34 protein-coding genes and 1 riboswitch are annotated in these 26,088 nt (G+C 64.2%); of the genes, 11 read left to right on the forward strand and 23 right to left on the reverse strand.

Annotated elements, in window-relative coordinates; translation table 11 throughout:
• Window positions 1–192 precede the first annotated feature (192 nt).
• On the forward strand, window positions 193–2,154 hold the full coding sequence (locus NLY42_RS26545; RefSeq protein WP_023754641.1) for an acyltransferase family protein: 1,962 nt from the start codon (window positions 193–195) through the stop codon (window positions 2,152–2,154).
• Window positions 2,155–2,206: 52 nt separating this feature from the next.
• Here the strand turns inward: NLY42_RS26545 and NLY42_RS26550 are convergent, their stop codons facing one another.
• Entirely contained in the window at window positions 2,207–3,199 is a 993-nt protein-coding gene (locus NLY42_RS26550; RefSeq protein ID WP_023754642.1) for an HNH endonuclease, read from the reverse strand.
• 240 nt (window positions 3,200–3,439) lie between these two features.
• On the opposite strand from NLY42_RS26550, the gene NLY42_RS26555 reads away from it, so the two are divergent.
• Both NLY42_RS26555 and NLY42_RS26560 read left to right on the forward strand, forming a co-directional pair.
• Window positions 3,440–4,720 carry a DUF763 domain-containing protein gene (locus tag NLY42_RS26555; protein ID WP_023754643.1) on the forward strand — a complete coding sequence of 427 codons (1,281 nt, stop codon included), beginning with the start codon at window positions 3,440–3,442 and terminating at the stop codon, window positions 4,718–4,720.
• Between the two features lie 502 nt (window positions 4,721–5,222).
• Complete coding sequence (locus NLY42_RS26560) at window positions 5,223–5,537, forward strand: hypothetical protein (RefSeq protein WP_023754644.1); 315 nt, start codon at window positions 5,223–5,225, stop codon at window positions 5,535–5,537.
• Window positions 5,538–5,606: 69 nt separating this feature from the next.
• On the opposite strand, the gene NLY42_RS26565 is transcribed toward NLY42_RS26560, so the two are convergent.
• The 3 genes from NLY42_RS26565 to NLY42_RS26580 form a co-directional block, all read right to left on the reverse strand.
• Complete coding sequence (locus NLY42_RS26565; protein WP_023754645.1) at window positions 5,607–6,206, reverse strand: DUF6456 domain-containing protein; 600 nt, start codon at window positions 6,204–6,206, stop codon at window positions 5,607–5,609.
• 253 nt (window positions 6,207–6,459) lie between these two features.
• Window positions 6,460–7,149 carry a GcrA cell cycle regulator gene (locus tag NLY42_RS26575; RefSeq protein WP_023754646.1) on the reverse strand — a complete coding sequence of 230 codons (690 nt, stop codon included), beginning with the start codon at window positions 7,147–7,149 and terminating at the stop codon, window positions 6,460–6,462.
• 83 nt (window positions 7,150–7,232) lie between these two features.
• A complete protein-coding gene (locus NLY42_RS26580; protein WP_023754647.1) occupies window positions 7,233–7,595 on the reverse strand; it encodes a hypothetical protein in 363 nt (120 codons plus the stop codon).
• A gap of 80 nt (window positions 7,596–7,675) precedes the next feature.
• Here NLY42_RS26580 and NLY42_RS26585 point away from each other — a divergent pair, with 80 nt between their 5' ends.
• Window positions 7,676–8,338 carry a LexA family transcriptional regulator gene (locus NLY42_RS26585; protein ID WP_023754648.1) on the forward strand — a complete coding sequence of 221 codons (663 nt, stop codon included), beginning with the start codon at window positions 7,676–7,678 and terminating at the stop codon, window positions 8,336–8,338.
• Between the two features lie 178 nt (window positions 8,339–8,516).
• On the opposite strand, the gene NLY42_RS26590 is transcribed toward NLY42_RS26585, so the two are convergent.
• The 4 genes from NLY42_RS26590 to NLY42_RS26605 all read right to left on the reverse strand — a co-directional run bounded on the left by NLY42_RS26590 (window position 8,517) and on the right by NLY42_RS26605 (window position 12,000).
• Window positions 8,517–9,524: an ABC transporter substrate-binding protein gene (locus NLY42_RS26590; RefSeq protein ID WP_023754649.1), complete on the reverse strand. Its 1,008-nt coding sequence runs from the start codon at window positions 9,522–9,524 to the stop codon at window positions 8,517–8,519.
• Window positions 9,521–10,303 carry an ABC transporter ATP-binding protein gene (locus tag NLY42_RS26595; protein WP_023756425.1) on the reverse strand — a complete coding sequence of 261 codons (783 nt, stop codon included), beginning with the start codon at window positions 10,301–10,303 and terminating at the stop codon, window positions 9,521–9,523. Before NLY42_RS26595 ends, NLY42_RS26590 begins: the two co-directional genes overlap by 4 nt.
• On the reverse strand, window positions 10,300–11,136 hold the full coding sequence (locus tag NLY42_RS26600; RefSeq protein WP_023754650.1) for an ABC transporter permease: 837 nt from the start codon (window positions 11,134–11,136) through the stop codon (window positions 10,300–10,302). Before NLY42_RS26600 ends, NLY42_RS26595 begins: the two co-directional genes overlap by 4 nt.
• 255 nt (window positions 11,137–11,391) lie before the next feature.
• The gene (locus NLY42_RS26605; protein ID WP_023730345.1) at window positions 11,392–12,000 is read right to left on the reverse strand and encodes a YkoF family thiamine/hydroxymethylpyrimidine-binding protein; all 609 of its coding nucleotides are present in this window, start codon (window positions 11,998–12,000) and stop codon (window positions 11,392–11,394) included.
• Window positions 11,991–12,103, reverse strand: a riboswitch (TPP riboswitch). Its footprint overlaps the gene before it by 10 nt.
• 259 nt (window positions 12,104–12,362) lie before the next feature.
• Between NLY42_RS26605 and NLY42_RS26610 the strand changes: the two genes are divergently transcribed.
• Both NLY42_RS26610 and NLY42_RS26615 read left to right on the forward strand, forming a co-directional pair.
• On the forward strand, window positions 12,363–12,704 hold the full coding sequence (locus tag NLY42_RS26610; RefSeq protein WP_245263555.1) for a GSU2403 family nucleotidyltransferase fold protein: 342 nt from the start codon (window positions 12,363–12,365) through the stop codon (window positions 12,702–12,704).
• Window positions 12,705–12,969: 265 nt separating this feature from the next.
• Entirely contained in the window at window positions 12,970–13,221 is a 252-nt protein-coding gene (locus NLY42_RS26615; protein WP_023754652.1) for a hypothetical protein, read from the forward strand.
• A gap of 154 nt (window positions 13,222–13,375) precedes the next feature.
• On the opposite strand, the gene NLY42_RS26620 is transcribed toward NLY42_RS26615, so the two are convergent.
• The 4 genes from NLY42_RS26620 to NLY42_RS26635 all read right to left on the reverse strand — a co-directional run bounded on the left by NLY42_RS26620 (window position 13,376) and on the right by NLY42_RS26635 (window position 14,995).
• Window positions 13,376–13,615: a DUF2934 domain-containing protein gene (locus tag NLY42_RS26620; protein WP_023684825.1), complete on the reverse strand. Its 240-nt coding sequence runs from the start codon at window positions 13,613–13,615 to the stop codon at window positions 13,376–13,378.
• A 92-nt stretch (window positions 13,616–13,707) separates the two neighbouring features.
• A complete protein-coding gene (locus tag NLY42_RS26625; RefSeq protein WP_023670360.1) occupies window positions 13,708–13,923 on the reverse strand; it encodes a hypothetical protein in 216 nt (71 codons plus the stop codon).
• Between the two features lie 98 nt (window positions 13,924–14,021).
• Complete coding sequence (locus NLY42_RS26630; RefSeq protein WP_023670359.1) at window positions 14,022–14,351, reverse strand: DUF1236 domain-containing protein; 330 nt, start codon at window positions 14,349–14,351, stop codon at window positions 14,022–14,024.
• A 341-nt stretch (window positions 14,352–14,692) separates the two neighbouring features.
• Entirely contained in the window at window positions 14,693–14,995 is a 303-nt protein-coding gene (locus tag NLY42_RS26635; protein ID WP_023730342.1) for a hypothetical protein, read from the reverse strand.
• Window positions 14,996–15,156: 161 nt separating this feature from the next.
• On the opposite strand from NLY42_RS26635, the gene NLY42_RS26640 reads away from it, so the two are divergent.
• Together NLY42_RS26640 and NLY42_RS26645 are read left to right on the forward strand one after the other, a co-directional pair.
• A complete protein-coding gene (locus NLY42_RS26640; RefSeq protein ID WP_023754653.1) occupies window positions 15,157–15,483 on the forward strand; it encodes a hypothetical protein in 327 nt (108 codons plus the stop codon).
• A gap of 140 nt (window positions 15,484–15,623) precedes the next feature.
• Entirely contained in the window at window positions 15,624–15,854 is a 231-nt protein-coding gene (locus NLY42_RS26645) for a hypothetical protein (RefSeq protein WP_023702926.1), read from the forward strand.
• A gap of 20 nt (window positions 15,855–15,874) precedes the next feature.
• Here the strand turns inward: NLY42_RS26645 and NLY42_RS26650 are convergent, their stop codons facing one another.
• From NLY42_RS26650 to NLY42_RS26660, 3 genes are all read right to left on the reverse strand, one after another.
• On the reverse strand, window positions 15,875–16,096 hold the full coding sequence (locus NLY42_RS26650; RefSeq protein WP_023693867.1) for a hypothetical protein: 222 nt from the start codon (window positions 16,094–16,096) through the stop codon (window positions 15,875–15,877).
• A gap of 266 nt (window positions 16,097–16,362) precedes the next feature.
• Complete coding sequence (locus tag NLY42_RS26655) at window positions 16,363–16,770, reverse strand: heme-copper oxidase family protein (RefSeq protein ID WP_023693868.1); 408 nt, start codon at window positions 16,768–16,770, stop codon at window positions 16,363–16,365.
• Window positions 16,771–16,924: 154 nt separating this feature from the next.
• A complete protein-coding gene (locus NLY42_RS26660; RefSeq protein ID WP_023689015.1) occupies window positions 16,925–17,161 on the reverse strand; it encodes a hypothetical protein in 237 nt (78 codons plus the stop codon).
• 232 nt (window positions 17,162–17,393) lie between these two features.
• On the opposite strand from NLY42_RS26660, the gene dinB reads away from it, so the two are divergent.
• The 3 genes from dinB to NLY42_RS26675 all read left to right on the forward strand — a co-directional run bounded on the left by dinB (window position 17,394) and on the right by NLY42_RS26675 (window position 19,176).
• Window positions 17,394–18,635, forward strand: a complete 1,242-nt coding sequence (dinB, locus tag NLY42_RS26665) for a DNA polymerase IV (protein WP_023693870.1) — start codon at window positions 17,394–17,396, stop codon at window positions 18,633–18,635.
• A gap of 285 nt (window positions 18,636–18,920) precedes the next feature.
• A complete protein-coding gene (locus tag NLY42_RS26670; protein WP_023670351.1) occupies window positions 18,921–19,019 on the forward strand; it encodes a hypothetical protein in 99 nt (32 codons plus the stop codon).
• Between the two features lie 58 nt (window positions 19,020–19,077).
• On the forward strand, window positions 19,078–19,176 hold the full coding sequence (locus NLY42_RS26675; RefSeq protein ID WP_023684816.1) for a hypothetical protein: 99 nt from the start codon (window positions 19,078–19,080) through the stop codon (window positions 19,174–19,176).
• 191 nt (window positions 19,177–19,367) lie between these two features.
• On the opposite strand, the gene NLY42_RS26680 is transcribed toward NLY42_RS26675, so the two are convergent.
• The 8 genes from NLY42_RS26680 to minC form a co-directional block, all read right to left on the reverse strand.
• On the reverse strand, window positions 19,368–20,537 hold the full coding sequence (locus NLY42_RS26680; RefSeq protein ID WP_023754655.1) for a hypothetical protein: 1,170 nt from the start codon (window positions 20,535–20,537) through the stop codon (window positions 19,368–19,370).
• A gap of 145 nt (window positions 20,538–20,682) precedes the next feature.
• Window positions 20,683–21,564 (reverse strand): EamA family transporter, encoded by an 882-nt coding sequence (locus NLY42_RS26685; RefSeq protein WP_023754656.1) that lies wholly within the window; start codon window positions 21,562–21,564, stop codon window positions 20,683–20,685.
• A 311-nt stretch (window positions 21,565–21,875) separates the two neighbouring features.
• Window positions 21,876–22,457 carry a dihydrofolate reductase family protein gene (locus tag NLY42_RS26690; RefSeq protein WP_031209893.1) on the reverse strand — a complete coding sequence of 194 codons (582 nt, stop codon included), beginning with the start codon at window positions 22,455–22,457 and terminating at the stop codon, window positions 21,876–21,878.
• Between the two features lie 165 nt (window positions 22,458–22,622).
• Complete coding sequence (locus tag NLY42_RS26695) at window positions 22,623–23,159, reverse strand: SRPBCC family protein (RefSeq protein WP_023749880.1); 537 nt, start codon at window positions 23,157–23,159, stop codon at window positions 22,623–22,625.
• The gene (locus NLY42_RS26700) at window positions 23,156–23,587 is read right to left on the reverse strand and encodes an ArsR/SmtB family transcription factor (protein WP_023754657.1); all 432 of its coding nucleotides are present in this window, start codon (window positions 23,585–23,587) and stop codon (window positions 23,156–23,158) included. The genes NLY42_RS26695 and NLY42_RS26700 overlap by 4 nt, the downstream gene beginning before the upstream one ends.
• A gap of 336 nt (window positions 23,588–23,923) precedes the next feature.
• Window positions 23,924–24,196, reverse strand: a complete 273-nt coding sequence (minE, locus tag NLY42_RS26705; RefSeq protein ID WP_023684809.1) for a cell division topological specificity factor MinE — start codon at window positions 24,194–24,196, stop codon at window positions 23,924–23,926.
• A complete protein-coding gene (gene minD / locus NLY42_RS26710; RefSeq protein WP_023670342.1) occupies window positions 24,193–25,008 on the reverse strand; it encodes a septum site-determining protein MinD in 816 nt (271 codons plus the stop codon). Before minD ends, minE begins: the two co-directional genes overlap by 4 nt.
• 49 nt (window positions 25,009–25,057) lie before the next feature.
• The gene (minC, locus tag NLY42_RS26715; RefSeq protein ID WP_023754658.1) at window positions 25,058–25,891 is read right to left on the reverse strand and encodes a septum site-determining protein MinC; all 834 of its coding nucleotides are present in this window, start codon (window positions 25,889–25,891) and stop codon (window positions 25,058–25,060) included.
• Window positions 25,892–26,088 lie beyond the last annotated feature (197 nt).

The raw sequence follows: 26,088 nt of genomic DNA on the forward strand, positions 1-26,088 counted from the left end.
GAGGTCGCGTTCCTTCGCGCCCCCCTCTGGCCTGCCGGCCATCTCCCCCACGAGGGGGGAGATCGGCAGCTTTGGCCGCCGGCACCCTCCACTTATGTTGCACTGCGTTAAGTATGTTGCATTGCGATATCGGCCCGTAGGGTCGAGTCTTGTTCACGGGTGGGCTGCCAACGACCAGCACGAGGCGTTGTCGTGTCAGCACAGTTTCCGGCCTCGGCCTCGTTCCGGCCCGATATCGAAGGCTTGCGCGCGCTGGCGGTGGCGGGCGTCATTGCCTTCCATTTCGGGCTTGCCGCGCTGCCCGGCGGTTTTGCCGGCGTCGACATCTTCTTCGTCATCTCGGGTTATCTGATCACCCGCCACCTCGTCACCGAGATCAGCGAGACCGGGCGGCTCGACCTCTGGCGCTTCTACGCCAGGCGCGCCCGGCGACTGCTGCCGGCCTCGCTGTTCGTGATCCTCGCCACGCTGGTGGCCGGCGCCTTCATCCTGTCGCCGGCGGAGCAGTCGCTCTATTCCAGGGGCGCGATGTTCGCCTCGGCCTACATGATCAATCTGTGGCTGATCCGCTGGTCGTTCGACTATTTCGCCGCCGATGCGGCCAACAACCCGTTCATCCATTTCTGGTCGCTGTCGGTGGAGGAGCAGTTTTACCTCGCCTGGCCGGCGCTGCTGGTGCTGGCGGCGTGGTTGCGCCCCGGCAAACGCGCGGTGATCCTGACCATCGGCATCACCGGCATCGTCTCCTTCGCCGTTTGCGCCTGGCTGACCACGACGGCGCAGCCCTGGGCCTTCTATTTCTCGCCGCTGCGCGCCTGGGAATTCGCCGCCGGCGGGCTGGCGACGCTGGCGCCAGCGACGTTGTGGCGGGAGCGCCCACGCTTGAGCGCCGCCATGGCGTGGCTCGGGCTGGCGCTGGTTGCGATCGCCTATCTGACTTTCAGCGAGGACGCCCCCTTCCCCGGCCTGCTGGCACTGGTGCCGGTGGCCGGCGCCGTCCTTCTGCTGCTGGCGGGAGCGGCCGGCGTCAGGAATGGCCTCAGCGCCGTCCTGGCGCTGCCGCCCTTGCAGTGGGGCGGCAAGCTTTCCTACTCGCTCTATCTCTGGCATTGGCCGGTGATCGTCTATGCCGGCATGCTGACCGCGGAGCTGACCACGCTGCAGCGCCTCGCCTGCCTGGCGCTGACGCTGGCGCTGTCCGTCTTCACCTACAATTTCATCGAAAACCCGATACGCCGCAATGGCTGGCTGATGGCCAATGCGGCGCGGGCGCTGGTGCCGGCCGTCCTCCTGACCGGCACCGGCGTCGTCGCTGCCTACGCCAACGCGCGGCTGGCCGTGAGCGACCTCGACCCCGAGCAACGCATCATTGCCGAAAGTGCCGCGCAGCTTTCCACCGCACGCGCCAAGGGCGGCTGCGTGCTCGATTTCGAGACGGTCAAGCCCAAGCCCTGCGTGTTCGGCGCCAAGGATGCCGAGGGCTCGGTGGTCCTGTTCGGCGACTCGCATGCCGACCACTGGTCGACGCCGCTGATCGAGGCGGCGGCCAAGAACAACTATCGCCTCGTTACCTATCTCAAATCGTCCTGCCGTGCCTCGCGGGTGACGACCTGGAACTGGCGGCTGAAGCGCGACTACACCGAATGCGACCAGTGGCGGGAGCAATCGGTCAAGGACATCGTCGCGTTGCACCCGCGCATGGTGGTGATCTCGGAATTCTCGATCGGCAATGTGATGAAGGAATCGCCCGAGGAACTGAAGCACGCCGATTGGAACGAGGAGTGGAAGGCCGGCCTGCGCTGGACGCTGGCGGCATTCAGCCGGGCCGGGATCAAGGTCGCGGTGATCAGGGACGTGCCCTACAATGGAAGCTATGCCGACAAATGCGTGGCGCGGGCGCTGTGGCGCGGGCAGGCGCCTGAAGTCTGCGACACGCCGAGGGTCGCGGCGGCGAACGACGATATCGCCGCGGCCGAGCGCGACGTCGTGCGTAGCGTGCCCGGCGCCATTTATGTCGACCTGACCAGCCAGTTCTGCGACGCCCAAACCTGCCACGTGTTCATCAACGGCCAACTCGCCTTCCGCGACCGGCACCATCTGGCGACACCGTTTGCGGAATCACTGGAGCCGGTGGTGGAGAAGGCGGTGTTTTAGGGGGTGATGGTGAGGTAAGGGACCTGACGGCTGACCGTGCACTTGATGCGAGCTATGCCACAAACACATCCTCTCGATGGTGAGCGAGGTAAGCCTGCTGCGGCGGGGTGAAGGTGCTAGTGCGCCAGACGGCGGGGGCTTCGGCAAAGCCGAAACTCTGCATCACCAATTGCTCGAATCCGAGCCGCCGCAAATCAGTCTTGTCGACGCGCTGGGATATGAGGACCTGCCCGCTATCTTCAAAACTGATGAAGCCACGGTCAAAGAGGTGGTCGGCATCAGGCGTGAGGAGCAGCCCGTTCATGCCGTCCAAGCGCTCCTGCGCGGAAGCGCATAGGCGCCAGGGCTTGATGTGGCTTGCAATCAGCAACGAGGGATTGGTGACGCCTGTGAGTCGGCACGAGCGCTCCACGGCTTCGACATTGGAACGAAATTTACCTTGGCCGCGACGCGCTTGAATGACGCTCGTCTTTACAGTGTCCTCGAGTTGGAGGTCGTCTCGGATACGGCGCTCAACGACGTCCTCTAAAATTTCGTTGACGACTTCGAAAGTGAGACTGTTCGCGCCACCACGCCTCAAAGCTTCGCGGTCGAAAGCTGTACCCGCGACAATGGTGTGGAATACCTCTTGCGATACGCTCGCGAGATAGGCGTTCTGACGGCCTGATCCGGAGTTTGGGTCGATGGGCGAGTAGCGGGCAGGCAGAAGCGGACCCAATTCGCCAATCATATCCGACGGGCGCACCGTCGGCAGGAGCGGTGCCCAATACACCGGGAGAAGCCAACCTTCCTGGTTCCAATTGGCTCCAGTGTTCTTGAACTCCGGTGGCTTCGGTGCTGTGAATGCAAACTCCGCTACCCGACCAATATAGCGCACGGCTTGACCGAAAAAAGACAACACGAGATCACCAGGTGTCGCCCGACGCATATTATTGTAGAACTCGCTGCGTGCCCCATTCTTCTGAGTTTTGGGCGACCAGAGATATTGCCCGTCGATCTCTTGGCGTGCGGTCTGACTGTGATTTACCCACCAGAATTGCGACATCGTTTTGATTTTAATATTTGTCGTCGGCTGGATAATCTCTATTCGAGACCTGTCTCGCCTTCAAGGAGGGAGCCGACCTTATTGCCAGGTGCGACAGGCGGCGTAACTGCATCTTTCGGCGAGACACCAAGAAGAGCCAAGGGGGCGACGATAGTCGCCACCCCGGCTTGCAAATCCCCACCCAAATGCCATCTAGATCACAGGCGCACCGCCGGTGCGCCGACAGCTTGGAGCAGAAACTTGACGCAGCGAAGCGGCAGCGCGGATTTGCCGCTGCATGGCGGGCGGGTTCCGAAATGGCTGGGCGAGCGCATGACGCGGCTGGGCGCGGTGCTGTGCGAGGCGATCATCCATCACTATGGCCGCGACGAGCTGTTGCGGCGGCTGGCGCATCCCTTCTGGTTCCAGTCCTTCGGCGCCGTCATGGGTATGGACTGGCACTCGTCGGGCATCACCACCTCGGTCGTCGGCGCGCTGAAGCGCGGGCTGAACCCGATGTCGCGTGAGCTCGGCATCCATGTCTGCGGCGGACGCGGCGCGCATTCGCGCAAGACGCCGCAGGAACTAACGGCGATCGGCGAACGCGTCGGCATCGATGGCGCGGCCCTTGCCACCGCCAGCCGCCTGGTCGCCAAGGTCGACAGCGCGGCCGTGCAGGACGGCTTCGACCTCTATCTGCACGGCTTCATCGTCACCGACGACAGCCGCTGGGTGGTGGTACAGCAAGGCATGAACGGCGACAGCCGCCAGGCGCGGCGCTACCACTGGCTGTCGGAAGGGCTGACCAGCTTCGTCGACCAGCCGCATGCGGCGATCGAGGGCGAGACGCAAGGCGAGATCGTCAACCTCACCGATCATCGCGCCGAGCCGTCGCGGACCGGGCAGCTCGACCTGTTGCAGACCATGAGCCCGGATAGCATCCTGCGCGAACTGGCCAGGCTCGAACCGGCAGAAGAGGCGCCGCCTGCGAAACCCGCGGCGCAGCCTATGCTGCCCAATCTGGTGATGCCGGCGCATCACGATGTGCGCGAGAGCGACATTGTCATGCACCGGCTGCACGGCAACATCTCGGCCGCCATCGAAAGCGGGCCGGCTGATTTTCCCGAGCTGCTGCTGGTGCCCGGCGTCGGCGCCCGCACCGTGCGGGCGCTGGCCATGGTGGCGGAAGTGGTGCACGGCGCACCTTGCCGCTTCTCCGATCCGGCGCGCTTTTCGCTCGCCCATGGCGGCAAGGACCGCCACCCCTTCCCGGTGCCGCTGAAAGTCTATGACGAGACGATCGCGGTGCTGAAATCGGCCGTCGGCAAGGCAAAGCTCGGCCGCGACGAAGAGCTCGGCGCGCTGAAGCGGCTGGATGGCGAATCACGGCGGCTGGAGCGCTACGTCACCGGGCCGAGCCTGAAGGAGATCGTCGCCGGCGAATTCGACCAGTCGCATCTGCTTGGCGGGCGCAGTGTGTTCGGGTGGGAGAAGGCGCCGGAGGGCGGTGAAGTGCCGAAGCAGCCGAAGAAGGGTGCCTAGCACCCACGCTGAATCGGTCTGACGCATTGATAAGGATCGTCTGTCTGCGCCGCCCCTCATTGTCCTGCCGGACATTTCTCCCCGTATAGTGACGGGGAGAAAGATGCTGTCCTTGATGCTTTCGCCAATCGCCAACGTTGCAAAAGGAGCGCCGAGGTCGCAGCTGTTTCCCTTCTCCCCGTCACTATACGGGGAGAAGGTGCCGGCAGGCGGATGAGGGGCAGCGCTACCCTTGATGCGTAGACCCTCTGGAAGACATCATACGGGGTTAGAGCTTGATTCACAAAACCGCTTCAAGCATCTGTTTTCGAACAGCAACCCTTCACGTCACGCAGCGCCCTTCAACAGGTCTTCCGGCCGCTCCTCGACCAGCGCCGCAATACAGGTGGTGACGCTGGCTTTTCCCGCAATGCACCGCGCAGGGATCGTTCACATTTTGCAAACTTTGGAACGAGGTCGCGTCTCAGGGGTTATATTAGGCCAACCTTAAAAGGAGGTAGCCATGAAGAAGCTCCTGCTTGCCTCGGTTATCGCCATTGCTTCAGTGGCGGCGATGATCGCCCCGGCGGATGCCCGCAGCCGTGTCATAATCGGCATCGGCGGTGGCTACGCTGACGACTATAACGACGGCTATTACAATAGTTATGGCGACTACGGCGATCGCTACTCCTATCGCCCCTATTACCAGTACGACGCCTACGACAACGGCTACAGGCCGCGCTATTATCACCGGCACTATCACCGTTGCCACATCGAGTTGGTCAAGCACTGGCGCCATCACCACAGGATCGTCGAGGAAATCCGCGTCTGCGGGTGATCCCATAGCGTGAACCGATCCGGCCGGCATTGCCCGGCCGGCCGCTTTGCCCCGCGCGGACTGCCGGCCTTATCGCGGCTTTCGCATCACCATCATGCCGTAATGCACGGCCAGCAGGTCGAGCCCGACTTTCAGCAGCTTCACCACCACATCCCGCCCCTCGCCGGTGCGCTCGGCGAGCGACTTCACCGACTGGCCTTCGAGACAGATCTTGCGGACGGCGTCGGCAAGTTCCCAGTGGGCCAATGCGGCATTGGCGCCGGCATGGGCGCGGCCGGCGTTGAGCACACGGTCGGGGATGCCGCCATTGATGCGGCCGCCGTCGACGCGCTCTTCCCAAGGCATCGGCCGCAGCCCTTCGCGAGAGGCGCGCTCGAAATCATCGCGGAACCGTTGGCCGGCCTGGCGCTGCTGGCGCGTCAGCGAAGTGATGCCGACCAGCGGATCGACGTTGCGCACCCGCACGACGCCGCCGGTCGCGGTGTAGCCGTCATTGGAAACCTCGTAGACGCGCCGCGCTTCCTCTGTGCCAACGCTCAGCCGCTTGCGGCCGAAGCGATCGTCCTTCAGCGCAAAATCATGGCCGACCTCACGGCGGATGCGCACCTGCTCGGCCTCGTCCCTGGGCAGTTTCGGCGGTTTTGCTTTCTGTGCGGTTTTTTTGCTCATGGATGGTCCTTGCGGGGTGGATTGTTGAGCTGGAAAGGTTGGCGTTCCTTCGCGCCCCCCTCTGCCCTGCCGGGCATCTCCCCCACGAGGGGGGAGATCGGATGCCGCGTCGGCTTTCGCCAATCTCGAACGCTGTAGGAGGCAGTACGGGCGAGGCTGCCAATCTCCCCCCTTGTGGGGGAGATGTCCGGCAGGACAGAGGGGGCGCTGCCCGCCGACCTTCCGATGGCTGCTGATTGCCTCGCACTAGTGCTTACACCACCTCAGCCACAGGCCGGTGGAAGCGCGCCTGGTGGTAGGCGCAGTAGCTCTTCAGCGCCTTTGTACGCAGGCCGCAGCACAGCATCTCCGGCCCAGGGCGGCTGCCGGGAGCGTCGTTCTCGGGGTCTGCTTCCAGGGTCAGATCGAGCGGTGCGCGGCAGCGGTTGAACAGGCAGTCGATGAAGCGCATGGCGGCGACATGCGGCTGGCGCCCGATGGCGGCAGGGCGCGGCGCCGGCAGCTTGAAGCGGTAGATCTCGCCATCCACCACCAGTCGCCCTTCGCCCGCGATTGAGCGCGCCGGCCGAGGCGACAGTGGCTTGGCCAGTGGCTGATGGACCGGTTTGGCGACCAGCGTGGTTGGTGCTGCCTGCTTCGAAGCTTCTGGCCGCCTTGCGAGCTTGCCCGGCAGCACCGGCGGATTCTTCCGCGCCGTATTCTCGTTGGCCGCAGACTTCCCTGTCGCACTCTTCCTGGGCCGGCCGCCGGATCGGCCGCCCTTGGGATTGGCAAAGCCGATGGTCTTCAGCGCACCGTTGCGGTGGACGATGCCGATGATGGCGTTGCGCGAGACCGGACTGCCGCGCAGCGCGGTGAAGCGAACGGCGATCCTTGTGGCCGATAGACCGTTTTTCAACCAGACGGCAATCTCCTGCAATTCGGTGTCGGTGTAGGCAGTCATGTCGGAATCCATCGATTGCGCGCAAAGGCGAGCGCTCGGCCTGAAGGCCGGGGCAAAGGTTCAAAGCGTCTGGTTCGGTGTCGTCAGGCGGTGCTGGCGGCCGGCAGGGAGCCGACGAGGCGTCGCAACGCGGCTTCGGCGGCCACCCGGGTGACAGCCGAAACCGCCCTGCCCGTCAGCCGGTCGAACAGGATGACGGTGCCGTCTTCGGTGCGGATGCAAGAGAGGCCGCCTGAAGCAGCTCCCGGCGGACCGGCAGCGCCATCAGGCAAAAAGGTGGCCGGAGCCGGGAGAGGAACGGCTCCGGCCGTTCCGGTCGACAGGGGGAGGTCGACCGGATCCGGGGCAAAAGCCCCGGTTTGCGCCCGGACCGGGGAGGAGGACAGCCCGGACGATTGGAGAAAGCTGACGATGCCTGCGGAAACGCTTGCGGTTTGTTCGATCATGCGTTAAGCGTACGATATGTACGAAACGTACGCAAGCGAAATCGTACATATTGGACGATAAATTTCAGGCAATTTGTACGATGCAGGAACCGAGGCACAGATTGCAGCAGGCGCGGGCGGAGGCGGGTTATGCCTCGCCCAGCGATGCCGCACGGGCATTGCGCGACATCAACAAGAACACGCTGATCAGCCATGAGAACGGCAACCGGCCGCTGTCGCGCAAGGCGGCGGAGAAATATGGCCGCCTGTTCGGCGTCGATCCCGGCTGGCTGCTGTTCAATGGCGATGGCGGCAGCCTTGCGGGCGGCCATTTCGGCTTCGACGAGACGGGCCGGCAAATCCCGATGCCGTCGCTGGCCACGGTCGACGTGCCCATCGTCTCGTGGATCAGCGCCGGCGAACTCGGCGGCCAGGACATGGTGGTCAATCTCAGCGACTATCCCACCATCCCCACCACCGATCTCGAGCAGGGCGAATGGATCGCGCTGCGCGTCGACGGCCCGTCGATGAACAAGATCTCGCCGCCGGATTCGATCATCTTCGTCAACCTCAGGGACAAGCGGCTGGTGACCAATGGCTGCTACGTCATTTCGGATGAGAGCGGCCAGGCCACCTACAAGCGCTATCGCCCCAATGAGAACCCGCCCTTCCAGCCGGCCTCCTATATGGACATCCCGCCGCCGGCGCTCGAAGGCGCCATCACCATCATCGGCCGGGTGAAGCGCTCGATGATCGATATGTGAGGAGTGGCGCCGGCGGCCATACAGCTAATCTCCCCCCTTGCGGGGGAGATGGCCGGCAGGCCAGAGAGGGTCGCCGCGCGTAAGGCGCTGACGTCCTCTGTCCGCGATAGGAAGTCGCGTCAGGACGTACCGACCCCCTCTGTCGCCTTCGGCGACATCTCCCCCTCGAGGGGGGAGATTACGCGCCCAAAAACTCGTTCGTGAAATACGCTCCAAAATCCGGCTTCTCCTTCAGAACCTTGCCATCGCCATCGAGCAATATGCCGGCCCTGAAGAGGTAGGTTCCGATCGCCTCTATCTTGCCCTTGTCGATGGTGCCTATAACGCCGTCTTGGCTGCGCAAGAAGTGCCCGTCGACCAGCATCTTCAGCGAAGCGTGGATCAGCGCCGGATCGGTCAGCGCATCCTTGTTGGAAGCGATCAGCAGGTCGCCGGCTTCTTGCGGATGGTCGACGGCGAATTGATAGCCGCGCCGCGTTGCCTCGACGAAGGCCGACGCCGCTTTCGGGTTTGCCTGGAGATATGCATCGCTGGAGGCAATGACGGTGGTGTGCTCGTCGGGCACGCCATAGTCGGCGTAGCGGAAGCCGCACTGCCTGATGCCTTTCAGTTCGGCATCGACGCCTTCCCAGGTCGAGACCTCCAGCGTGAAGTCGACCGAGCCGTTGGCCAGCGCCTCATAGGCCGAGGTGCCCAATGTTACCGTCTCAAAAGCCCCCTTGCCGCCATCGTGGCGGATGATGGTCGAGATCAGCGTGTTTTCCCAGGCGCTGCCGAAGCCACCATAGGTCAGACCGTCGAGATTTCTGGGGCTCTTGATCTCGCTGCGATCCGCGTTGAAGACCAGCCGGCCGGTCTCTTGCTGCACCACAGCGTAGACCGCCTTGAGGTCGGCGCCGGCGGCGCGCTGGGTGAACAGGCCGACGCCGGCAATGCCGAAATCGGCGATGCGGTTGGCGACCAGAGTGCCGGCGCCGGTATCGCCATAGGGCAGGATGTCGACGGCAAGCCCGGCCTCGTCATAAAAGCCTTTGTCGCGGGCGACGAACAGGCCGATGTGGTTAGTGTTAACCGTCCAGTCGAGTGCGACGGTGATTTTTTGCGCAGCCGCATGAGCGCGCGAGGCAAATGGCAGTGCGGCTGCCAGCGTCAAAAGCAGGGCTTGTCGGCGGGTGAATTCGGTCATGAAAAACTCCTTTGAGCGGTCTGCGCGGACGAGACACGGTCGGTCGGCGGATCGAGCAGCGTGTCGAGGATTTCGGCTTCGAGTGCTGCCGCCTGGCGCGCGGCGGCGCTGCCGGTGGTGCGCGGGCGCGGCAGCGGCACGGCAATCTCGCTGATGATGCGGGCCGGCCGCGCCGACAGGAGGTAGATGCGATCGGAGAGGTAGACGGCCTCACGCACGTCATGGGTGATCAGCAGCGCCGTCCAGCGGTGGCGCCGCCACATGCCTTCCAGCCAGCGCTGCATGGCCGCGCGGGTGAGCGCATCGAGCGCGCCGAAGGGCTCGTCGAGCAGCAGCATGTCGCGCTGCTGCACCACGGTGCGCAGAAGCGCGGCGCGCTGGCGCATGCCGCCGGAGAGTTCGGCCGGCCAGGCGCCCTCGAAGCCGGCAAGGCCGAACTCGGCGAACAGCGGCGCGACATGCTCGCGCGCCGCCCGGCGCTTCATGCCCTGCACTTCCAGCCCCAGCGTCACATTGTCGATCACGCGCCGCCACGGCATCAGCGCGTCGCGCTGCGGCATGAAGGCGAACGGGCTGCCAGCCAAGGGCGCGCCGTCGAAGCGCATTTCGCCCTCGCCTTTCAACGCGCCGGTCAGCAGCTGGAACAGCGTCGACTTGCCGGCGCCGGACGGGCCGAGGATGGAGACGAACTCGCCTGCAGCGACGTGAAGCGAGATACCGTCGAGCACCTCCAGCGCGCCGAAGTTCTTCCGCACATCCCGGAGTTCGAGCCGCGTCATTGGCTGCTCTCTCCCGAAAGCGTGCGGTCGCCGCTCTCGCGCCCCGCATTTTCCCAAGGCATGGCGAGGCGTTGGATGAGCACGGCAACGGCGAACAGAGCGAGCGTGAGCGCTGCGCTGACGGCGACGGCGGCGAGCACCAAATCGGGTCGAAAGTTGTTCTTCGCGTTGAGCATGTAGATGCCAAGCCCCTTCGCCGCGCCCGCATATTCGGCAAAGATCGCGCCGACCACGGCGTAAGTAATCGAGATCCTCAAACCGGCGAAGAAATAGGGCAGCGCCGAAGGCAGCCGCGCCAACCAAAAGATGCGCCAGCGCCCTGCCCCCATGGCGGCGAGCATCTGGGAAATCTCCTTGCTCGTCGCGGCGAACCCCTCGACCAGCGCCACCATCATCGGGAAGAAGGTGACGAGCGCCACAAGGAAGATTTTCGGCAGCAGCCCGAAGCCGAACCACAGCACGATGAGCGGCGCGATCGCCACCAGCGGCAAGGTCTGGCTGACGATCAGCAGCGGGAAGAGCGCGCGGCGCAGCGGGGCCAAGAAATCGACCAGCGCCGAAAGCACGAAGGCAGCGACCAACGAGCAGGCGAAGCCGGCTGATGTGGCGCGGATGGTGGGCAGCGTGTTCTCGGCCAGGGCGGCGCGATGCTCCCAGGCCTGCTGCAGCACGCGCGACGGCGCCGGCAGCATGATGGGGGCAGCGCCGCCATAGCGGGCGTAGAGTTCCCAGGCCGCGAGGAGCAGGGCGAAGGCGCAGGCGGCGGGGATGGTCTTGGCGACGGCTGCGGCTAATCTCCCCCCTCGAGGGGGAGATGTCGCCGAAGGCGACAGAGGGGGTCGTCTCGCATAGAGCGCCCACGCCTTGCCTATGCGAAAAGGACGTCGGCGCTCCACGCGGTGGGACCCCCTCTGGCCTGCCGGCCATCTCCCGCTCAAGGGGGGAGATTCGTGGGCATCGCGGTCTTCGCCAATCGCCAATGGCTCCCCTCCTCTTTGTGCTGAGGGGTCAGAGGCATCTCCTCCACGCAATGGGTCAGATAAACCAGCCACGGCAACATCCTCGAGGAACGACGCTTGAGCCGCGGCTCAGACCCCGCTCGGGCTGTTCGCCGAAATCGTGATGTCGAGGGTGACGTGGCCGGCGCCGGGGCCGAAGCGGCAGAAGGCCTCGTTGAGCGTGGCAAACACCGCACCGGCATCGCCGCGCAGTTTGGTGCAGAAGTTCTTTGAGCGTTCAAAGACGCCGGACTGCTTCAGGAAATCGATGCAGCCATAGATCTCGTCCATATGGTCGCCTGTGCCCATCACATAGAGCGAGAACTGCGCCGCCACCGGCTGGCCGGTCGACGGCGTGGCCTGGACAGCGCGGATCGCGGCGATCTTGCGCTCGTCCAGCGGAATGGCGGGGCCGCCGGTCTCGTCGGAGCGGCAGATCGGATCGTCGGGCTCGCCCGGACAGCCGCGCGAGACCGCCGCCGAAAGCACGCAGTGCTTGCCGCTTCTGGCCGCCGCGACGAACAGGTCGCGCATGGCGGGAAACAGCACCTCGGGCGGCCCGACCATAAGCGTCGAGATGTCGTCGGTTTCGATCCGCAGCCGGTCGCGCCACGGATCGAGCGCGCCGAGCGCGCCAAGGATGACGCCGACGAAATCGTCGGTCATGGGATAAAGGGAAATCTGTGCGCCTGAAAACATCGCCCGCCTCGCTCCGCTGGTATTATCCAGATCAGCTTTAGGGTCCGAAGGCTTGCCGCCCTCATCTCAGCCCCGACCATACGGAGCACCCCTGTGGATGAGCGGGTTAAAGCATTGTTCGCGACATTGGGGAAGCCGTTTGTTGAAGGCACTGCGGCAAAGTGTTTTGGGCCAGACGGGCCGGGCGCCCGGGCGTTAACGGACGACTCGTCAGTTCGTTGCGTTATAAGGTTTCCACGAATTTCTTATAACTGCGTTGAAATTCAAGCTGATAAACGTAATTATAAGAAAACGGCAGAGACTCCGCGCAGCCCTTACGGTTTCTGGATCTCCTTATCCGCGACCCCATCCGGACTGCGCTCCTGCATCGCTCGGGCTTGCCTGTGCTGGTCCCCTCGCCCCAGCGCTACGCCATCCACAAGCTGATCGTCGCCTCGCGACTCGGGCCGAGCGCTGGGGCCAAGCGGGAGAAGGATCTCCATCAAGCGCGCCTGCTGACCCAAGCGCTCGAAGCCACGCGTCGCCAGGACGACCTTGCCTTCGCCTTCATGGAAGCGTGGGACAAGGGCGAAAACTGGCGCGAGACGATCCGGCGCGGCCTGAACCTGTTCGACGCCGACACGAGGGAAACAGTCAACACCATCCTGGGAAAATCCCTCCGCGAAATTGGTGCGAGTCCTGAAGGATTCACGATGCGTGATTAGCTGAAGCGACCGCTGCTATATTCATTGTCATCGTCCCAACTGTACGAAATTGGCTTGACGCTCGTTCGTACATAAAGTACGATATCTCTTTTCGCAGAGAGGAATGTCCTTGAGCACAGCGAACCATGTTGCCTTCGCCGATCTCTCTCGTCCTTTGCTGTCACCCCCGTCATTGCCGCCGCCTTTGTTGCCGCCGCCTTTATTGCCGCCCCCTTTGTTGCCCTTGTCATTCGATCAGTGCGAACGCCTCGCCGGGGCCTGGCGAATGGCCAGCCAGGACATCGCCGACGACATCCGCTTCATCCGCCAATATCTGAAAGTCGTTGCCGAGAAGGACGAGAGGCTGTCGACCGGCACCCTTGTTCACAGCCGCGCCTATGTCGAGGCCTGCGCCGGCTGGCTGCCACAGACTGTAACGCACTATCTGCGCCACCTGCGCCAGATCACTGAATGCGAACTGGCCATGACAGCTGCCGGGATTCGCTTTGCGCTGTCGAGTTATGCCTGGGAGGCATGAGGGCGGCTGTCGCCAAACACAAGGAATTGCGCTGCCCGTCGCAGGCGCAATTCGTCAGGTTGAGAGGCTCGGGCGCGCTGAACGGCGGGCGCCAAGGATGGCCCGGCCAGCGAATTCCGGCCTTGCTTTATTTCGACTGGCCTTATTTCTGGCCTTATTTCGATTTGGCTTTGCCGGACTTTGCGGCGGCAGGCTTCGCGGCCTTTGGCTTGGCGGCTGCCTTGGCGGGCTTGGCGTCAGCTTTCTTCGCCGCCTTTTTGGGCTTGGCGACCGCGCCATCGACTTCAGCCGTGGCCTGCTCCCAGTGTTCCTGATGCGCGCCTTCAGGCCGGCCGGCCTTTTCCCAGATCTCGTGCGCGCGCTGGCGAATGCGGTCCTGTTTGTCGTCCGTCACTTAAGCCTCCGTGGTTGGGTCCGATCGGTTGGTCCAGATTCCACGAAAACATTAGCCGAAAATTCGGCCGGCGTCTTGAGTGACGAGACATCTCAGCGCGGGTCGGAAATCACCGCAACGCCGAGCAGCGCCGCTTTCTTGACGATCAGCCCCGCGAGGTCGGCATCCGAACGATCGGTGCCGGTGCGCTCCCGCAGGAGCGCGATCGCTTCCTTCATCGATAACAGCGCCGTGTTGCGCTCGGCCAGCAACTTGTCGCAACACGCCGCAACATTGGCGGAGTTCGGGGTCTCGACATGCGGCAACATGGCAATTCTCCTTTCATCATGTTCGTCATTCGGCCCTGCCGCCCTTTTGGGAAGAACGACAGGGCCGTATCACCGATGAATGGTTAGGTTGTCGAGCGTTACTCGACCACCTCGACAATCCTGCGCGTGCTGGGGTCGACCAACACGGTATGGTTGTCGACGACGGCGTATCTGTACTGAACGTCGGGAACCTCCTGCAGCTCGACAGTGTCAGGCAAGGCAGTGCCGACATTCAATTCGACGCCGAGCAGATTGACCGAGGCAAGCGGATGTTTCTTTACGTACTGGTGCACGACCGTGCGCTGTTCCGGGGTGATGATCACCTGCTGCTGTGCCGGCTGCGTGACGATCACCTCGTCGGCGGCGGCAATGCCGATACCAGCGATCATGGCGAGCCCGGCGACGGCGGGAATAAGGATGGTTTTCATCTTCGTCTCCTGTCGTTGTTGGCGAGCTCCGCCGTGTTCCCGCATGAGGCGAAAACAGCGCAGATCGAGGTGGCGGGCTCCTGGAGGCAAACGCAGCCGGTACGGTCTTGTTCCGCAAGCGGAGACTAAATTGATCGGCTTCCCGGTCATGCCAGCAGAACCCGCACCCGCAAGATTCGCATTGAAGCACAATCCCTCAGGAGACCTTCGACATGGATGATGCACGGCTCCAATTCCGGTGGCGATTGCGGCCGGCGCCGGCATTGATCCGGTGACCGCGTCGCCCGGCCAAGACCGGAACCGACCGCCTTCGTGCCACGCCGTGAAGTTTCAAGCAAAGGTCATTGCTTCGGCGGCTGCGCAGGCACCTCGCCAGGCTTGATCACCGGCGTCTTGCCCTGATCCGGCGGCGGCTGCGTCATACCCTGGTCACCACTGGGCGGCGGCTGCAGCACGCCGCCGCAGGGACCGAGCGTGCTGGTCGATTCGCCGCCGCCATTGGCGACCGGCGGCTTCTGACCATCGTCCTGAGGCTGCGCCTGGCAAGGCGCGGCAGGGCCGTGCTGGTCGCTATTGTCCTGCGCGGCCGCCGGGTCGACCAGCGCCAAGAGCAGCACGCATGGGATGAGGGGGAAAGTCTTCATGGTCCAGCTCCTCTGGATTCATCTCCTTGGCAAAGCAGACTAGTCCTTGGCAAAGCAGACTGGCGGCAATTGGTTCCACTGAAGCTGGAGTGGTTGCTGGAACCTGGCAGCCGGAAGTGAGTTCCACCTTCTCGACGCTAAGCCGCCCAGAGGAGGCAATCATGGAACGAAACAGAAAACCCAATGACGAGGTCGAGGCGCCACCGAGCAAAAGCGATGCCCGCGACAGGATCGCCAATGATGAAGTGGAAGCGCCGACGCCGCGCCGGCAGGATTGGGATGCGCTGCGTGGCGCAACGGTCCTACCCGACGGAGCAGATGAGGAAAGCCTGCCGGACACCACCGGTGTCGAGAAGGAAGGCGAACTGCCCGAGGAGGATGACGACAACCCCTACCAGGACAGTGACGATGCCTTGCCCGACGACGCCGAGGAAGCCGCCATTGGTCACGACCTGGCGAGGCGCGGCGGCCCGTTCGACGACGTGTAAGGCAGCGACCGCGGACTTTCGAGAGGTTTCCCGGGACGTCCACGCCGTCACCAGTTGGACCAAGTATGAGCTGAAGGCGATGCCGGAGCATCGCGATATTTCGAAGGATCCGGCTGGCCGGATCCTTCGTTTAAGGCGCCTTGGCGGTTTGGCTTAGCCCTTGTGGTCAAGGGCTGGACGGCGACAATCTCGGCACCTTCGACAGCCGAGAAGCAGCCGAGAAGCACGAACGCGAAGCCCAATATTTCAAGCGCCGTCGAGGCCGCTCGCCTGAAATCTTCAAAGTGCGCAAGAAATCCCCGCCGCGGGCGGTGCAGACACGCTCCGGCATCGCGGCGCTGCGAACCGGGCCATCGACCGCCGGCACTTGAGTGCCGACGGGCTCTGACCTTCAATTCGACCCGGGATCGCCGAGCGCCTCGGTGACGAAGGACGCCGCGATCAGGTCGTCGGCGTCGAGGCGTAGGGAGCCTTCGACACCTCCCATGATGGCTGCGACCTTCTGGAAGGTCTGCATCTCGTGTTCAGTAACGCTGGCGTCTCGCATCCTGGCTTTCAGATCGGCGATGCGTCGGCCCAGTGAGGCCGACGTTCCGATTTCTCTTTTCGACATGGTGGCCTGCTCCTCCCCCAACCCATGCTGTGGACGTACTCAAGTCTGCCTATATATAAGGCAGCGCGAATACAGTCGCCGCAACGCGCGATATCTGGGAAGGTTCCGGCGCCAAATAGTCACGAAATAATACGTGGTGGGACTCGGGTATGTTAAACGCCGACGCGGCGATAGACACCGCAGCCAGCGGCTGCGGCCATCGGCCTGGCCAACCCGTGTCGCGGGTCGCGAATGCGGGTCGGACTTTGATCGCCGCGCGCGAACAGTCAGCGAGAGGCCGGAACCACGCCGGACACCGAGCGCGCCGTTTCGGGCGAAAACACCACGAAAGCAAAAACCAGAACGGCAGCGGCGATAATGAGCGAGCCGCCGGCGACGATCGGTTCAAGCGCCGGGTTTCCCTGCAGCATCACATACAGCGCCGGCAGCATGATCACCAAGCCGAGAGTGTAGAGCCCGTAGTGGATCATGGCGACGCGACGCGCCGCCTTTTGCGGATTGAGCGCGTAGTAGCCGCCGAAGATGGCGCTCGTCACCCAACCGAGCAGATTGATATGCGCGTGCGCCGGAAAAGCGGCGTGGTCGCCCGAGATCGCCATCTGCAGGCCGGCCGCAATCCCCAACATCAGGAACAAGATGGCAGTTTTGAAAAAGAGTTCTGAAACCCTCGGCATGTCATTTCTCCCCCTATGCGGTCTGCGACCGCTTGCGACCTGGAGAATACACCCACGCGCAGAAATTTTCCACGCCCCGGTTATGGGGCCATGCCTGCACAGCTTTTTGCACGCTGTTCGACTTTTCTGGCTGCCACAACCCGGCGCCGCCGCGCTACGGCGTCAGCAAGATGTCGGCGCCCGCTCGCTCGTCGAACACCACCGCGCAGCCGCGCCCCAGCGCCACTGCCGACAGCGCGTTGGCCACCGTCTCGTCCGGCGATACGAAATCACCGGTCAGCACTCGCAACTCCTCCACCGCCCTGGCCATTGACACGCAGTGCCCGGCAACGCGATCGCTCGTGCAGGCGTCAACGACGCTGACGAGGTCGATCATCTCGAACTGGCCCATACCGGCCTCCACAAAAACAGCGTCCCGTCGCGGATATGAACGCTGAGGCGAGAGACAATGTTCCGCAGGTCCGATGCCCAGGCGGAGCACTCGACGGCCCGACCTGGAACGGACCGGCCGGCGGCAACCGCTTCGCTTGACAATAGGCCCTGTTTGTTCTCTATTTGTTCGGAAAAACGCCTCTCACAACAGACGCGGCTAATGCTGCAACGCCGCAAAGGGAACGGTCGGGATGGAACCCACCATCCTGCATGCGGATCTCGACGCCTTCTACGCCTCGGTCGAGCAGCTGCTCGACCCGGCGCTCAGGGGCAAGCCGATCGCCGTCGGCGGCGGCGTCGTGCTTGCCGCCTCCTACGAAGCCAGGGTTTTCGGCGTGCGCGGCGGCATGCCCGGACGACGCGCGCGCGAGCTTTGCCCCGGACTGATTTTCGTCGGCGGCCATTTCGCCGACTATCAGCGGCTGGGCGATGCCGCCATCAAGGTGCTCGACGATTTCACGCCGCTGGTCGAGCGGATTTCCATCGATGAAGCCTTTGCCGACGTCGCCGGCTGCACGCATCTGTTCGGGCCGCCGCCCGAGATCGCCGCCACGGTGCGTCGGCGCGTCCGGGCAGAGCTTGGCCTGCCGATCTCGATCGGCGTGGCGCGCACCAAGCATCTGGCCAAGATCGCCTCGCAGGTGGCCAAGCCCGACGGGCTGGTGGTGGTCGATCCGGACACCGAACTTGCCTTCCTGCATGATCTGCCGGTCGGGCTGATGTGGGGCGTCGGCCCGGCGACCAAGGCGCGGCTGGCCGAGATCGGCATCGAGACCATCGGCCAGTTGGCAAAGACGCATAGTGGGGCGCTGCGAAGGTTGCTCGGGCCCGCCGCCGGCGAAAAGCTGGCGTCGCTGGCATGGAACCGCGACCCGCGAAAGCTCGAAACCCACAGGCGGTCGCATTCCGCCGGCGCGCAGTCGGCGCTTGGCAGACGGCCGGCCGAAGCGCGTATCTTCGGACCCGTGCTGCTGCATCTGGCAGACCGGGTCGCCAGCCGGCTCAGGGCGAAATCACGGCCCGGGCGCACGGTGACGGTGCGCGTGCGTTTCGCCGATCTGCACGCCGTCACACGCTCGCTGACGCTCGATCAGCCGATTTCGGCAACCGCGATGCTGGCCGAAATCGCCGGGGAGCTGGTGCGCGGCGTGCTGGCCGCCAACCCTCGGGAGAAGACCATCTCGCTGCTGGCGATCTCGGTGTCGCAGCTGGAAGAAAGTGCCGAGCTGCAGCTGGAGCTGCCGCTCGGGCTTGCCGATGAAAAGCAGCGGCCCGGCAGCAGGCAAGGCCTGGCGCGCTTTGGCGCCGACCGCGCCATCGACAAGATCCGCCAGCGCTTTGGCAGAGAGGCTGTCGGCTATGGCGCCGTGGCGCTGGAAGCCCGGCGCTCGGTTCCCGATGCCTTCCGCGAACTGGCGGAGAAGGAACTGTGAGTGCGGCGCGACGGCAAGGCCAATGTTTAGGCTGGGCCAGTCCGCGCTGCATTGCCGCTCTGTTTGAGCAGGCCGACCAACCAGGCCAGACCCGCCGCAGTTTCGGACATTTTTCGCACCGCAACCCGGCCACGCCATGCACGCCCAAGAACAACGCTTTGTCGATGAAGGTGGACTTGCAGTTAGCGCATCGGCGCCAAGAAAAACCGGGATGGGACAGCGTGGCCGCGAAGGTTGACAGTGCCGATCCGTCTGGCATTATCGCGTAAGCTCGGAGGATTCACTATGAAGAAAACCTATTCGAAGCCTGTTCTGGTCAAAAAAGGCAAGCTTTCGCAGGTTACGGCGCTCGCCAATGGAGCGGGTTCCGGCCCGATCGAGTGAAGTCGTTGAGTCGGCTGTCGCCTGATCTGGCGGCCTCGCCTGACACTGGAGATGCGGCATGAAGAAGACCTATTCGAAGCCGGTGCTGGTCAAGAAGGGCAAGCTCTCGCAGGTTACAGCCGACAATGGTAACGGCTCCGGGCCGGTCGCCGTCTAGCAGCCGATTATCCGACGCCTCGTGCCGTCTGGCCGGGAACAGGGCTTTGGGTGCCCGACGTGGAGAGTGGAAAATGAGGAAGACCTATCTGAAACCGGTGCTGGTCAAAAAAGGCAAGCTCTCGCAGGTCACCGCGAACGGTGCTTCCAATCCGCGATAAACCCTTTCACCCCGATTAATCGCGACACGCTTCAGCGCACAACCACCAGATCGTCGAGCACGAGCTGCCAATAGTGGCTCGTGGAGAGGCGCACGCGCGTCACCGCCGCCAGCATCGGCGCATAGTGGACGGGCGCCAGTGCCGACAGGACGATCGTGTCGCTGGCGATCAGCCGGTCGCCAAGCCAGCTCTCGACCAGTGCGGTTTCGCCTTCGGACTTCAACCATGCCGCTGTCAGCATCACGGAATGGAACCCGAACGGTTTGTCGCTCGAGAATTCGGCCGGGTGTCCGCTGCTCGTATAGCAGACATGGTCTCCCGAGATATTGCCGTTGACGTAGCCTTCGCTGCCTTCAGTATGATCGCGCGCCAGTGCGTTCAGGTTGAACCAGGTCAACCCGGCATAACCGGACGGCACCTTGCGCAGGCCGCGCGTCGTGACATCGTCGAAACCGATGGCCTGCAAGGACGCGGCGCTGTCGACAGCCGCGTTCTCGGGCGACAGCAGGCCGAGTTCGGTCGGGTAGGCCGACAAGGCCAGTCGTCGTTCCATGCCACCGCCGGTGATTTCGATCGCGTCGGCGTCATCGGGCAGATCGAGGCGGAAGCCATCGCTGAGCGGATGCACCGCCACCTCTTGCCCTTTCGCCATCACCGAGATGCTCGCCGAGATACCGTCCGCTACGCGGCCGCTGAGCCGGCGTATCGCAAACAGGCCGACCGGCTGCAGCATTGCTTCCGAGACCAGCCCGGTGGGCGAGCCCGGCAGCGGCCGGAGGTGCTGCGACTGGACCTCGTTGGCGCTGCTGGAGCGCCAGCCGGGCGGAACCGACACGGTGAAGCGGTAGCTGCCCGGCACATGGATGGGCGCGGCCCGACGTTTGGTCGACGCCAGGAAATTGGCAAAGCCGCCGCGATTGCTCCGCGCCGCGGCGACGAAGCGGCCGTCGCCATCATGCAGTCTGACCATGATGCCAGCCATCGGGCGGTCGCCGAGCCCGTAGCGACCGTCGCGATCGGCATCGAAATAGACAAAGGTCGAATGATTGAGCTTGCCGTGGTTGCCCGACCAGTCGCGGCGCACGGCGTAGTCGTTGGCCGGATCTTCACGAAGCCGGGCTCTGCGACGAGACCGCGCCAGCCGCCAGGCGAGAGCCGCAACGACAGCGGCGAACCCGACAAGGAGTATTGCCTTGATCACGGACGGCTCAAGCAATGCTGTCGGCCCTGCTCATCTGGATCTCCTGCGCATACATCGATCCATATATCGATGCTGCAGGCGCTTGAGCAACCGGACACGGGACCGGCGGACCACGGCATCGGCGTCACATATCCATTTCAGGCAACTATTCCGGCGACGGCACCGGCGGCTTCGTGGTCAGCGCGGCGCCGAAGGCGGCGACGACGACTGCGGCAATGCCCGCGCATTGCAGCGGGCTCAGGATCTCGTGCAGGAACAGGAAGCCGGCCAGCGCGCCCAGCGCCGGCTCCAGACAGGTCAGCGTGCCGTAGAGCCTGGCCGGCATCCGGGTCAGCGCCACCATCTCCAGCCAGAACGGCAAGGCACTGGAGAACAGCCCGACCAGCAGCGCGCTGACCAGGATCGCGGGTGCGATCAGGCCGGTACCCGCCTCGGCGAGGCCGAACGGCAGGGCGACGGCAGCGGCAATGACCAGCCCGTAAGCCGTGGTCTGGCTGCCGAGCTCGGCGCCGGCCTTTTGCGCAAAGACGATGTAGAGCGCCCAGCAGCCGCCGGCTGCCAGCGCCAGCATCACGCCGAGCGGGTCGAGTGCACTGCCGGAGTGGATGAAGGGCGACAACAGCAATATGCCGGAAACGGCCAGGACCACCCAGACGAAGTCGGTGGCGCGCCGCGACGACAGCGTCGCCACAAGCAGCGGGCCGGAGAATTCGAGCGCCACCGCGACGCCGAGCGGGATTCTGGCGAGCGCTGCGTAAAACAAAAGGTTCAGCGCCGCGAGGTTGACGCCGTAGGCGATGAGCCAGGGCAGCACGGCGCGCGACGGCCGCACCCGCCACGGCCTCAGCACCGCCGCCAGCATCAGCGCGCCCACGACCAGCCGCAGCGCCGTGGTGCCATTGGCGCCGATCAGCGGAAACAGGCCCTTGGCGAAGGTGGCGCCGATCTGGATCGACACCATGGCGCCAAGCAACGCGCCGATCGGCAAGGCCTTCGCTTCAGCTGCGGCAATCGACGTCGACGTCAATTCCAGTCCCTCCGCGCGGTGCGCCGCAGCGTTGGCCCGAGATATGGATAATAGGCCTGGCTGTCGTGTGGCACGGGCAGACTGTTGATGGGGCAAGACGTGGAAGGCGAACGCCGACGCATTTCCTCTCCCCCGTCGATCGGGGGAGAGGTGTCGAGCGAAGCTCGACGGAGTGGGGGTCGACCGTCCATCACATCCGCCCGATTGCCTGCTTGCCGGAGGCGGCGACCGTGGGTTTCATGAGCGCCTTCCCCCACTCCGTCGCCGCTTCGCGGCGCCACCTCTCCCCTCCGGAGGGAGAGGAAAAGAGGCTAGCTCGCCAGCCGATACACCAGGCTCACACGTCCATCCGAAAGCGCCTCGGCCTTGCGCAGTTCCAGTCCGTGCCGGGCGTGCACCGTGCCGAACAGCGCCTTGCCGTCGCCGGCGAGCAGCGGGTAGACGATGAGCCGCATTTCATCCACTAGCCCCGCCTCGATCAGGCTGGCGGTGAGGCGGGCGCCGCCCATGAGGTAGATGTCCTTGCCGGGCTCGCGCTTCAGCGCCGCGATGTCGTCGAGGCTGCGCAGCAAGCGCGTGGAGGCCCAGGCTGCCGTCGTCATGGTGTTCGACAACACATAGTGCGGGGTTTTCGCGGCAAAGCGCGCCCATTCGAGTTCGGCCGGGTCGACCAGTCTGCCGGTCATCGGCAATGGCTGGTCCGGCTCGTTCTGTTGGATCGCGCTCCAGTAGCGCTCATAACCGGCATACATGACGCCGCCGAGCAGGCAGGCGTCGATCTCAGGCATCAGGCCGTATTCCTCCGACCAGTTGTCGACCCAGTCGGCGAAGCCTTCGGGGCCTTCGATCTTGCCGTCGATGGAGATCTTCATTCCGGTGATCAATTTACGCATGACTTCCTCCTTCGGGCTTGCGGGATGCAAGCACGTTGCCTGGTTTCACTTCCGATGACGCGCCGCGGTATCTGGCGAAGGCGCGTGTTTCGCCGGCCCTTGCGCCGGCATCCGGCGCAAGGGATCGATGGTGCCCGGTTGGACCGGGCGATGCGTTAGGTCAGGTCAGGCCGGCAGGCGCCGGTCGTATTCCGCCACGATACGGCTAAAGCTGTCCCAGAACGGTTCGGGCTTCTCGGCCGCCACGCGGGCAACCAGGAGGTCGAGATGCACGTGCCAGCCTGCGGCATGCATCATCAGGCTCGAGCGGTCCGGCAGGCGGCGGTGGACCAGGGTGAGCAGAACGTCGTCGCCGCGCTGCGCCAATTCGAAGGTGACATTGCCGCTGCCGTTCCAGGTGATGGTGAGCTTGCGCGGCGGATCGCACTCGACGATCTGGTTGTGCATCCGCTGCTCGCCGCCACTGAAGCTGGCCGGCCTGTCGCCGGGCGGATCGGTCAGTTCGTCGTTGCGCCAGACCAGCTCGAAGGAAGAGCCTTCCTCCATCTCCATGTCGCCGGCCGCCAGCCATTTGCGGCGCAGATCGCTCTGCGTCAGATATTCCCAGACGCGCTCCCTGGTTCCGGGCAAAAGCCGTTCGATCCTCAAAGTGGCCGGCTGGATCAGCTGGGCGTAGCCGTCGAAGCTGTTCATCTGGTTCATCGGTCGTCTCCCTTGGAAGGTGTTGGCCTGGGTGATTCCGGCTTCGATGGTTCTGGATTTGCCGGTGCCGGCGTTGACGGCGTTGTCGACGTTTTGCGCCCCGCCTCCTCGCGCAAAAGCTGTTCGAGGACATCGAGGCGGCTGTTCCAGAAACGCGCGTATTGGCCGAGCCACTGATAGGCGGTGGCCAGCGGGCGGGCCTCGAGGCGGCAGACATGGGTGCGCCCGCGCACTTCGCGCCGGATCAGCCCGGCATGCTCCAGCGCCTTGATGTGCTTGGAGGCTGCGGCCAGCGACATGGCGAAGGGCTGCGCCAACTCACTCACCGTACGCTCGCCGCCGGCGAGGTGGTTAAGCATGTTCCGGCGCGTGGCATCGCCAAGGGCGTGAAAAACCTGGTCCATCTGGGGCGTCTCTAATTCAACCATGTAGTTGAATATAGAGATGCGATTTTAGATAGTCAACTGGTTGGTTGAATGTTTTTTGGGGAGAGGCGCTGGCCCCCTACCTCCCCCTTGTGGGGAGGTCGGACCGTAGGTCCGGGCGGGGGTACTTGGCGCAGGCGAGCGCGAGGAGCGCAATCTCCCCCCTCGTGGGGGAGATGTCCGGCAGGACAGAGGGGGGCGCGAAGGATCGCTACGTCTCAGCGAATCCAGATCTTCGGCAAAGCCGTTGCTACATGTAATTGACAGGCCAGCGGGACAGCGCCCCCCTCTGGCCTGCCGGCCATCTCCCCCACAAGGGGGAGATCAGCAGCTTCAATCTCACCCGGCCATGGCCAGCGGCACTGCGCTCTTGTTGGGGATCTGGATGTCGATCTCCAGCGTCGACATGGTCTCGCCGCGGTCCATCGAAACTTGCAGATAATCCTGGTCGATCTGCACATGCTTGGCGATCACCGCCATGATCTCTTCGCGCAGGATGGAGACGAGATCGGGCTGGCTGCGGTTGCGGCGCTCATAGGCGAGAAGCACTTGCAGCCGTTCGCGCGCCACCGGCGCGCTGGTGCGCCGCTTGAAGATGTCGAGCAGGTTCATGCCGCCCTCCTTCCCAAAAGACGATCGAGGAAGCCCTTGCGTTCGAAGGGCACGATGACCGGCAGCTGTTCGCCCTCGAGCCGCTTGGCCGCGTCGATGTAAGCCTTGGCAGCGGCATTGAGCGGCTCCGACAGCGTCACCGGCGAACCGAGGTTGGAGGCGCGCAGCACATCCTGGCTCTCAGGGATAATGCCGAGCAGCGGCACCGACAGGATCTCCAGCACATCGTCGATCGACAGCATTTCGCCCCGCGCGGCGCGTCCCGCATCGTAGCGCGTGACCAGCACATGCTTGGCGATCTGCTCGCCCTCCTCGGCCCGCAAGGTGCGGGAATCGAGCAGGCCGATGATGCGGTCGGAATCGCGCACCGACGACACTTCCGGATTGGTGACGATGACCGCCTCGTCGGCAAAGCGCATGGCGAGCTGCGCACCGCGCTCGATGCCGGCCGGGCTGTCGCAGAAGACGTAGTCGAACACCGAGCGCAGCTTGCCGATGACCTCGGCGACGCCCTCCTCGGTCAGCGCATCCTTGTCGCGCGTCTGCGAGGCCGGCAGCAGGAACAGCGTCTCGACCCGCTTGTCGCGGATCAGCGCCTGCGACAGCTTTGCCGAGCCCTGGATGACGTTGACGAGGTCGAACACCACGCGGCGTTCGGCGCCCATGATCAAATCGAGGTTGCGCAGGCCGACATCGAAATCGACCAGCGCCACCTTCTTGCCGGTCTTGGCGACCGCCGCCCCCAGAGCCGCGGTAGAGGTCGTCTTGCCGACGCCCCCCTTGCCCGAGGTGACCACCACTACCTTGCCCATCAATAAAGCCTCCGTTGTTGTTCGTTATGTCGTTGTCGGGCGAGACGCATTAGCTGAAAGGGGCGATGCGCAGCATGCCGTTGTCGAGAAATGCCTGCACAGCCTTGCCCCGGACTGACGGGTCCATCTCCTCGGCGGTGCAATACCAGCCATCCACCGACAGAAGCTCGGCTTCGTTCCTGCGGCAGAAGACACGCGCCGCCGTGTTGCCTTGAGCGCCCGCCGAAGCGCGGCCGCGCAGCGTGCCATAGACATGGATGGAACCGGTGGCGACGATCTCGGAGCCGGAGGCGACCGAACCCAGCACGATGACATCGCCATGCGGATGGAAGATCAGCTGCCCCGAACGGATCGGCGAGCGGATCATCAACGTGCCGGCGTCCGGCGCGGCAATTTTGACGTCTTGAGGCTGCGTCTTGGCACCGCCCGCCGGTTTCAACTCGCCCGCCTTCAAATCGCCGGCCTCTGCCTTGATGTCACCGGCCGCCTTCATGTCGCCCACCGCAGTGGCGTCCTCCGCCCTGCCCGCCTTGCGGCTCGGCTGCAGCAGCAGCCCGTCGGTGGTCGCCTCCTTGGCGCCGACCAGCACCGGCGGCAGATGCGCGCCAAGCTCAGTGCCGCCGTCGAGCTCGATGGCGTAGATGCGAATGCCGCGCTGGCCGAGCAGATCGACCAGCGCTTCGATGGCCACGACATCGGGCTTCAGCACGTTCAGGTCGAGCACCACCGGGCGCCCGGCAAAATAGCCCGGCGAATTGCCGACCCAGCGATCGAGGCTCTCCAGCCAAACATCCAAAGGCGCCTCCGGCGTCAGCGTGAACGCGACGAAGGAGCGGGCGCGAAAGCGAATGGATTTGGCCTCGAGGGGAGCGGCAAAGGTCACGGCGGGCGATTCCTTACTGAGAGGTAAACGCTAGCCGTGGTATGGTTAATGAAAGGTTAATGAACTGAATAACCGCTTGGCAGATCGGACGCCAATTGGCGACACAGACCGCGACATTCACGAAACTAAGCGCGATTGCTAAGGAACAACGCTGGCGTTGCAAGGGCTATCTAAAGTATCACCACTGGGTGAAATCT

It is taken from the genome of Mesorhizobium sp. C372A (assembly GCF_030323245.1).
In the GTDB taxonomy this organism is placed as follows: Bacteria; Pseudomonadota; Alphaproteobacteria; order Rhizobiales; family Rhizobiaceae; genus Mesorhizobium.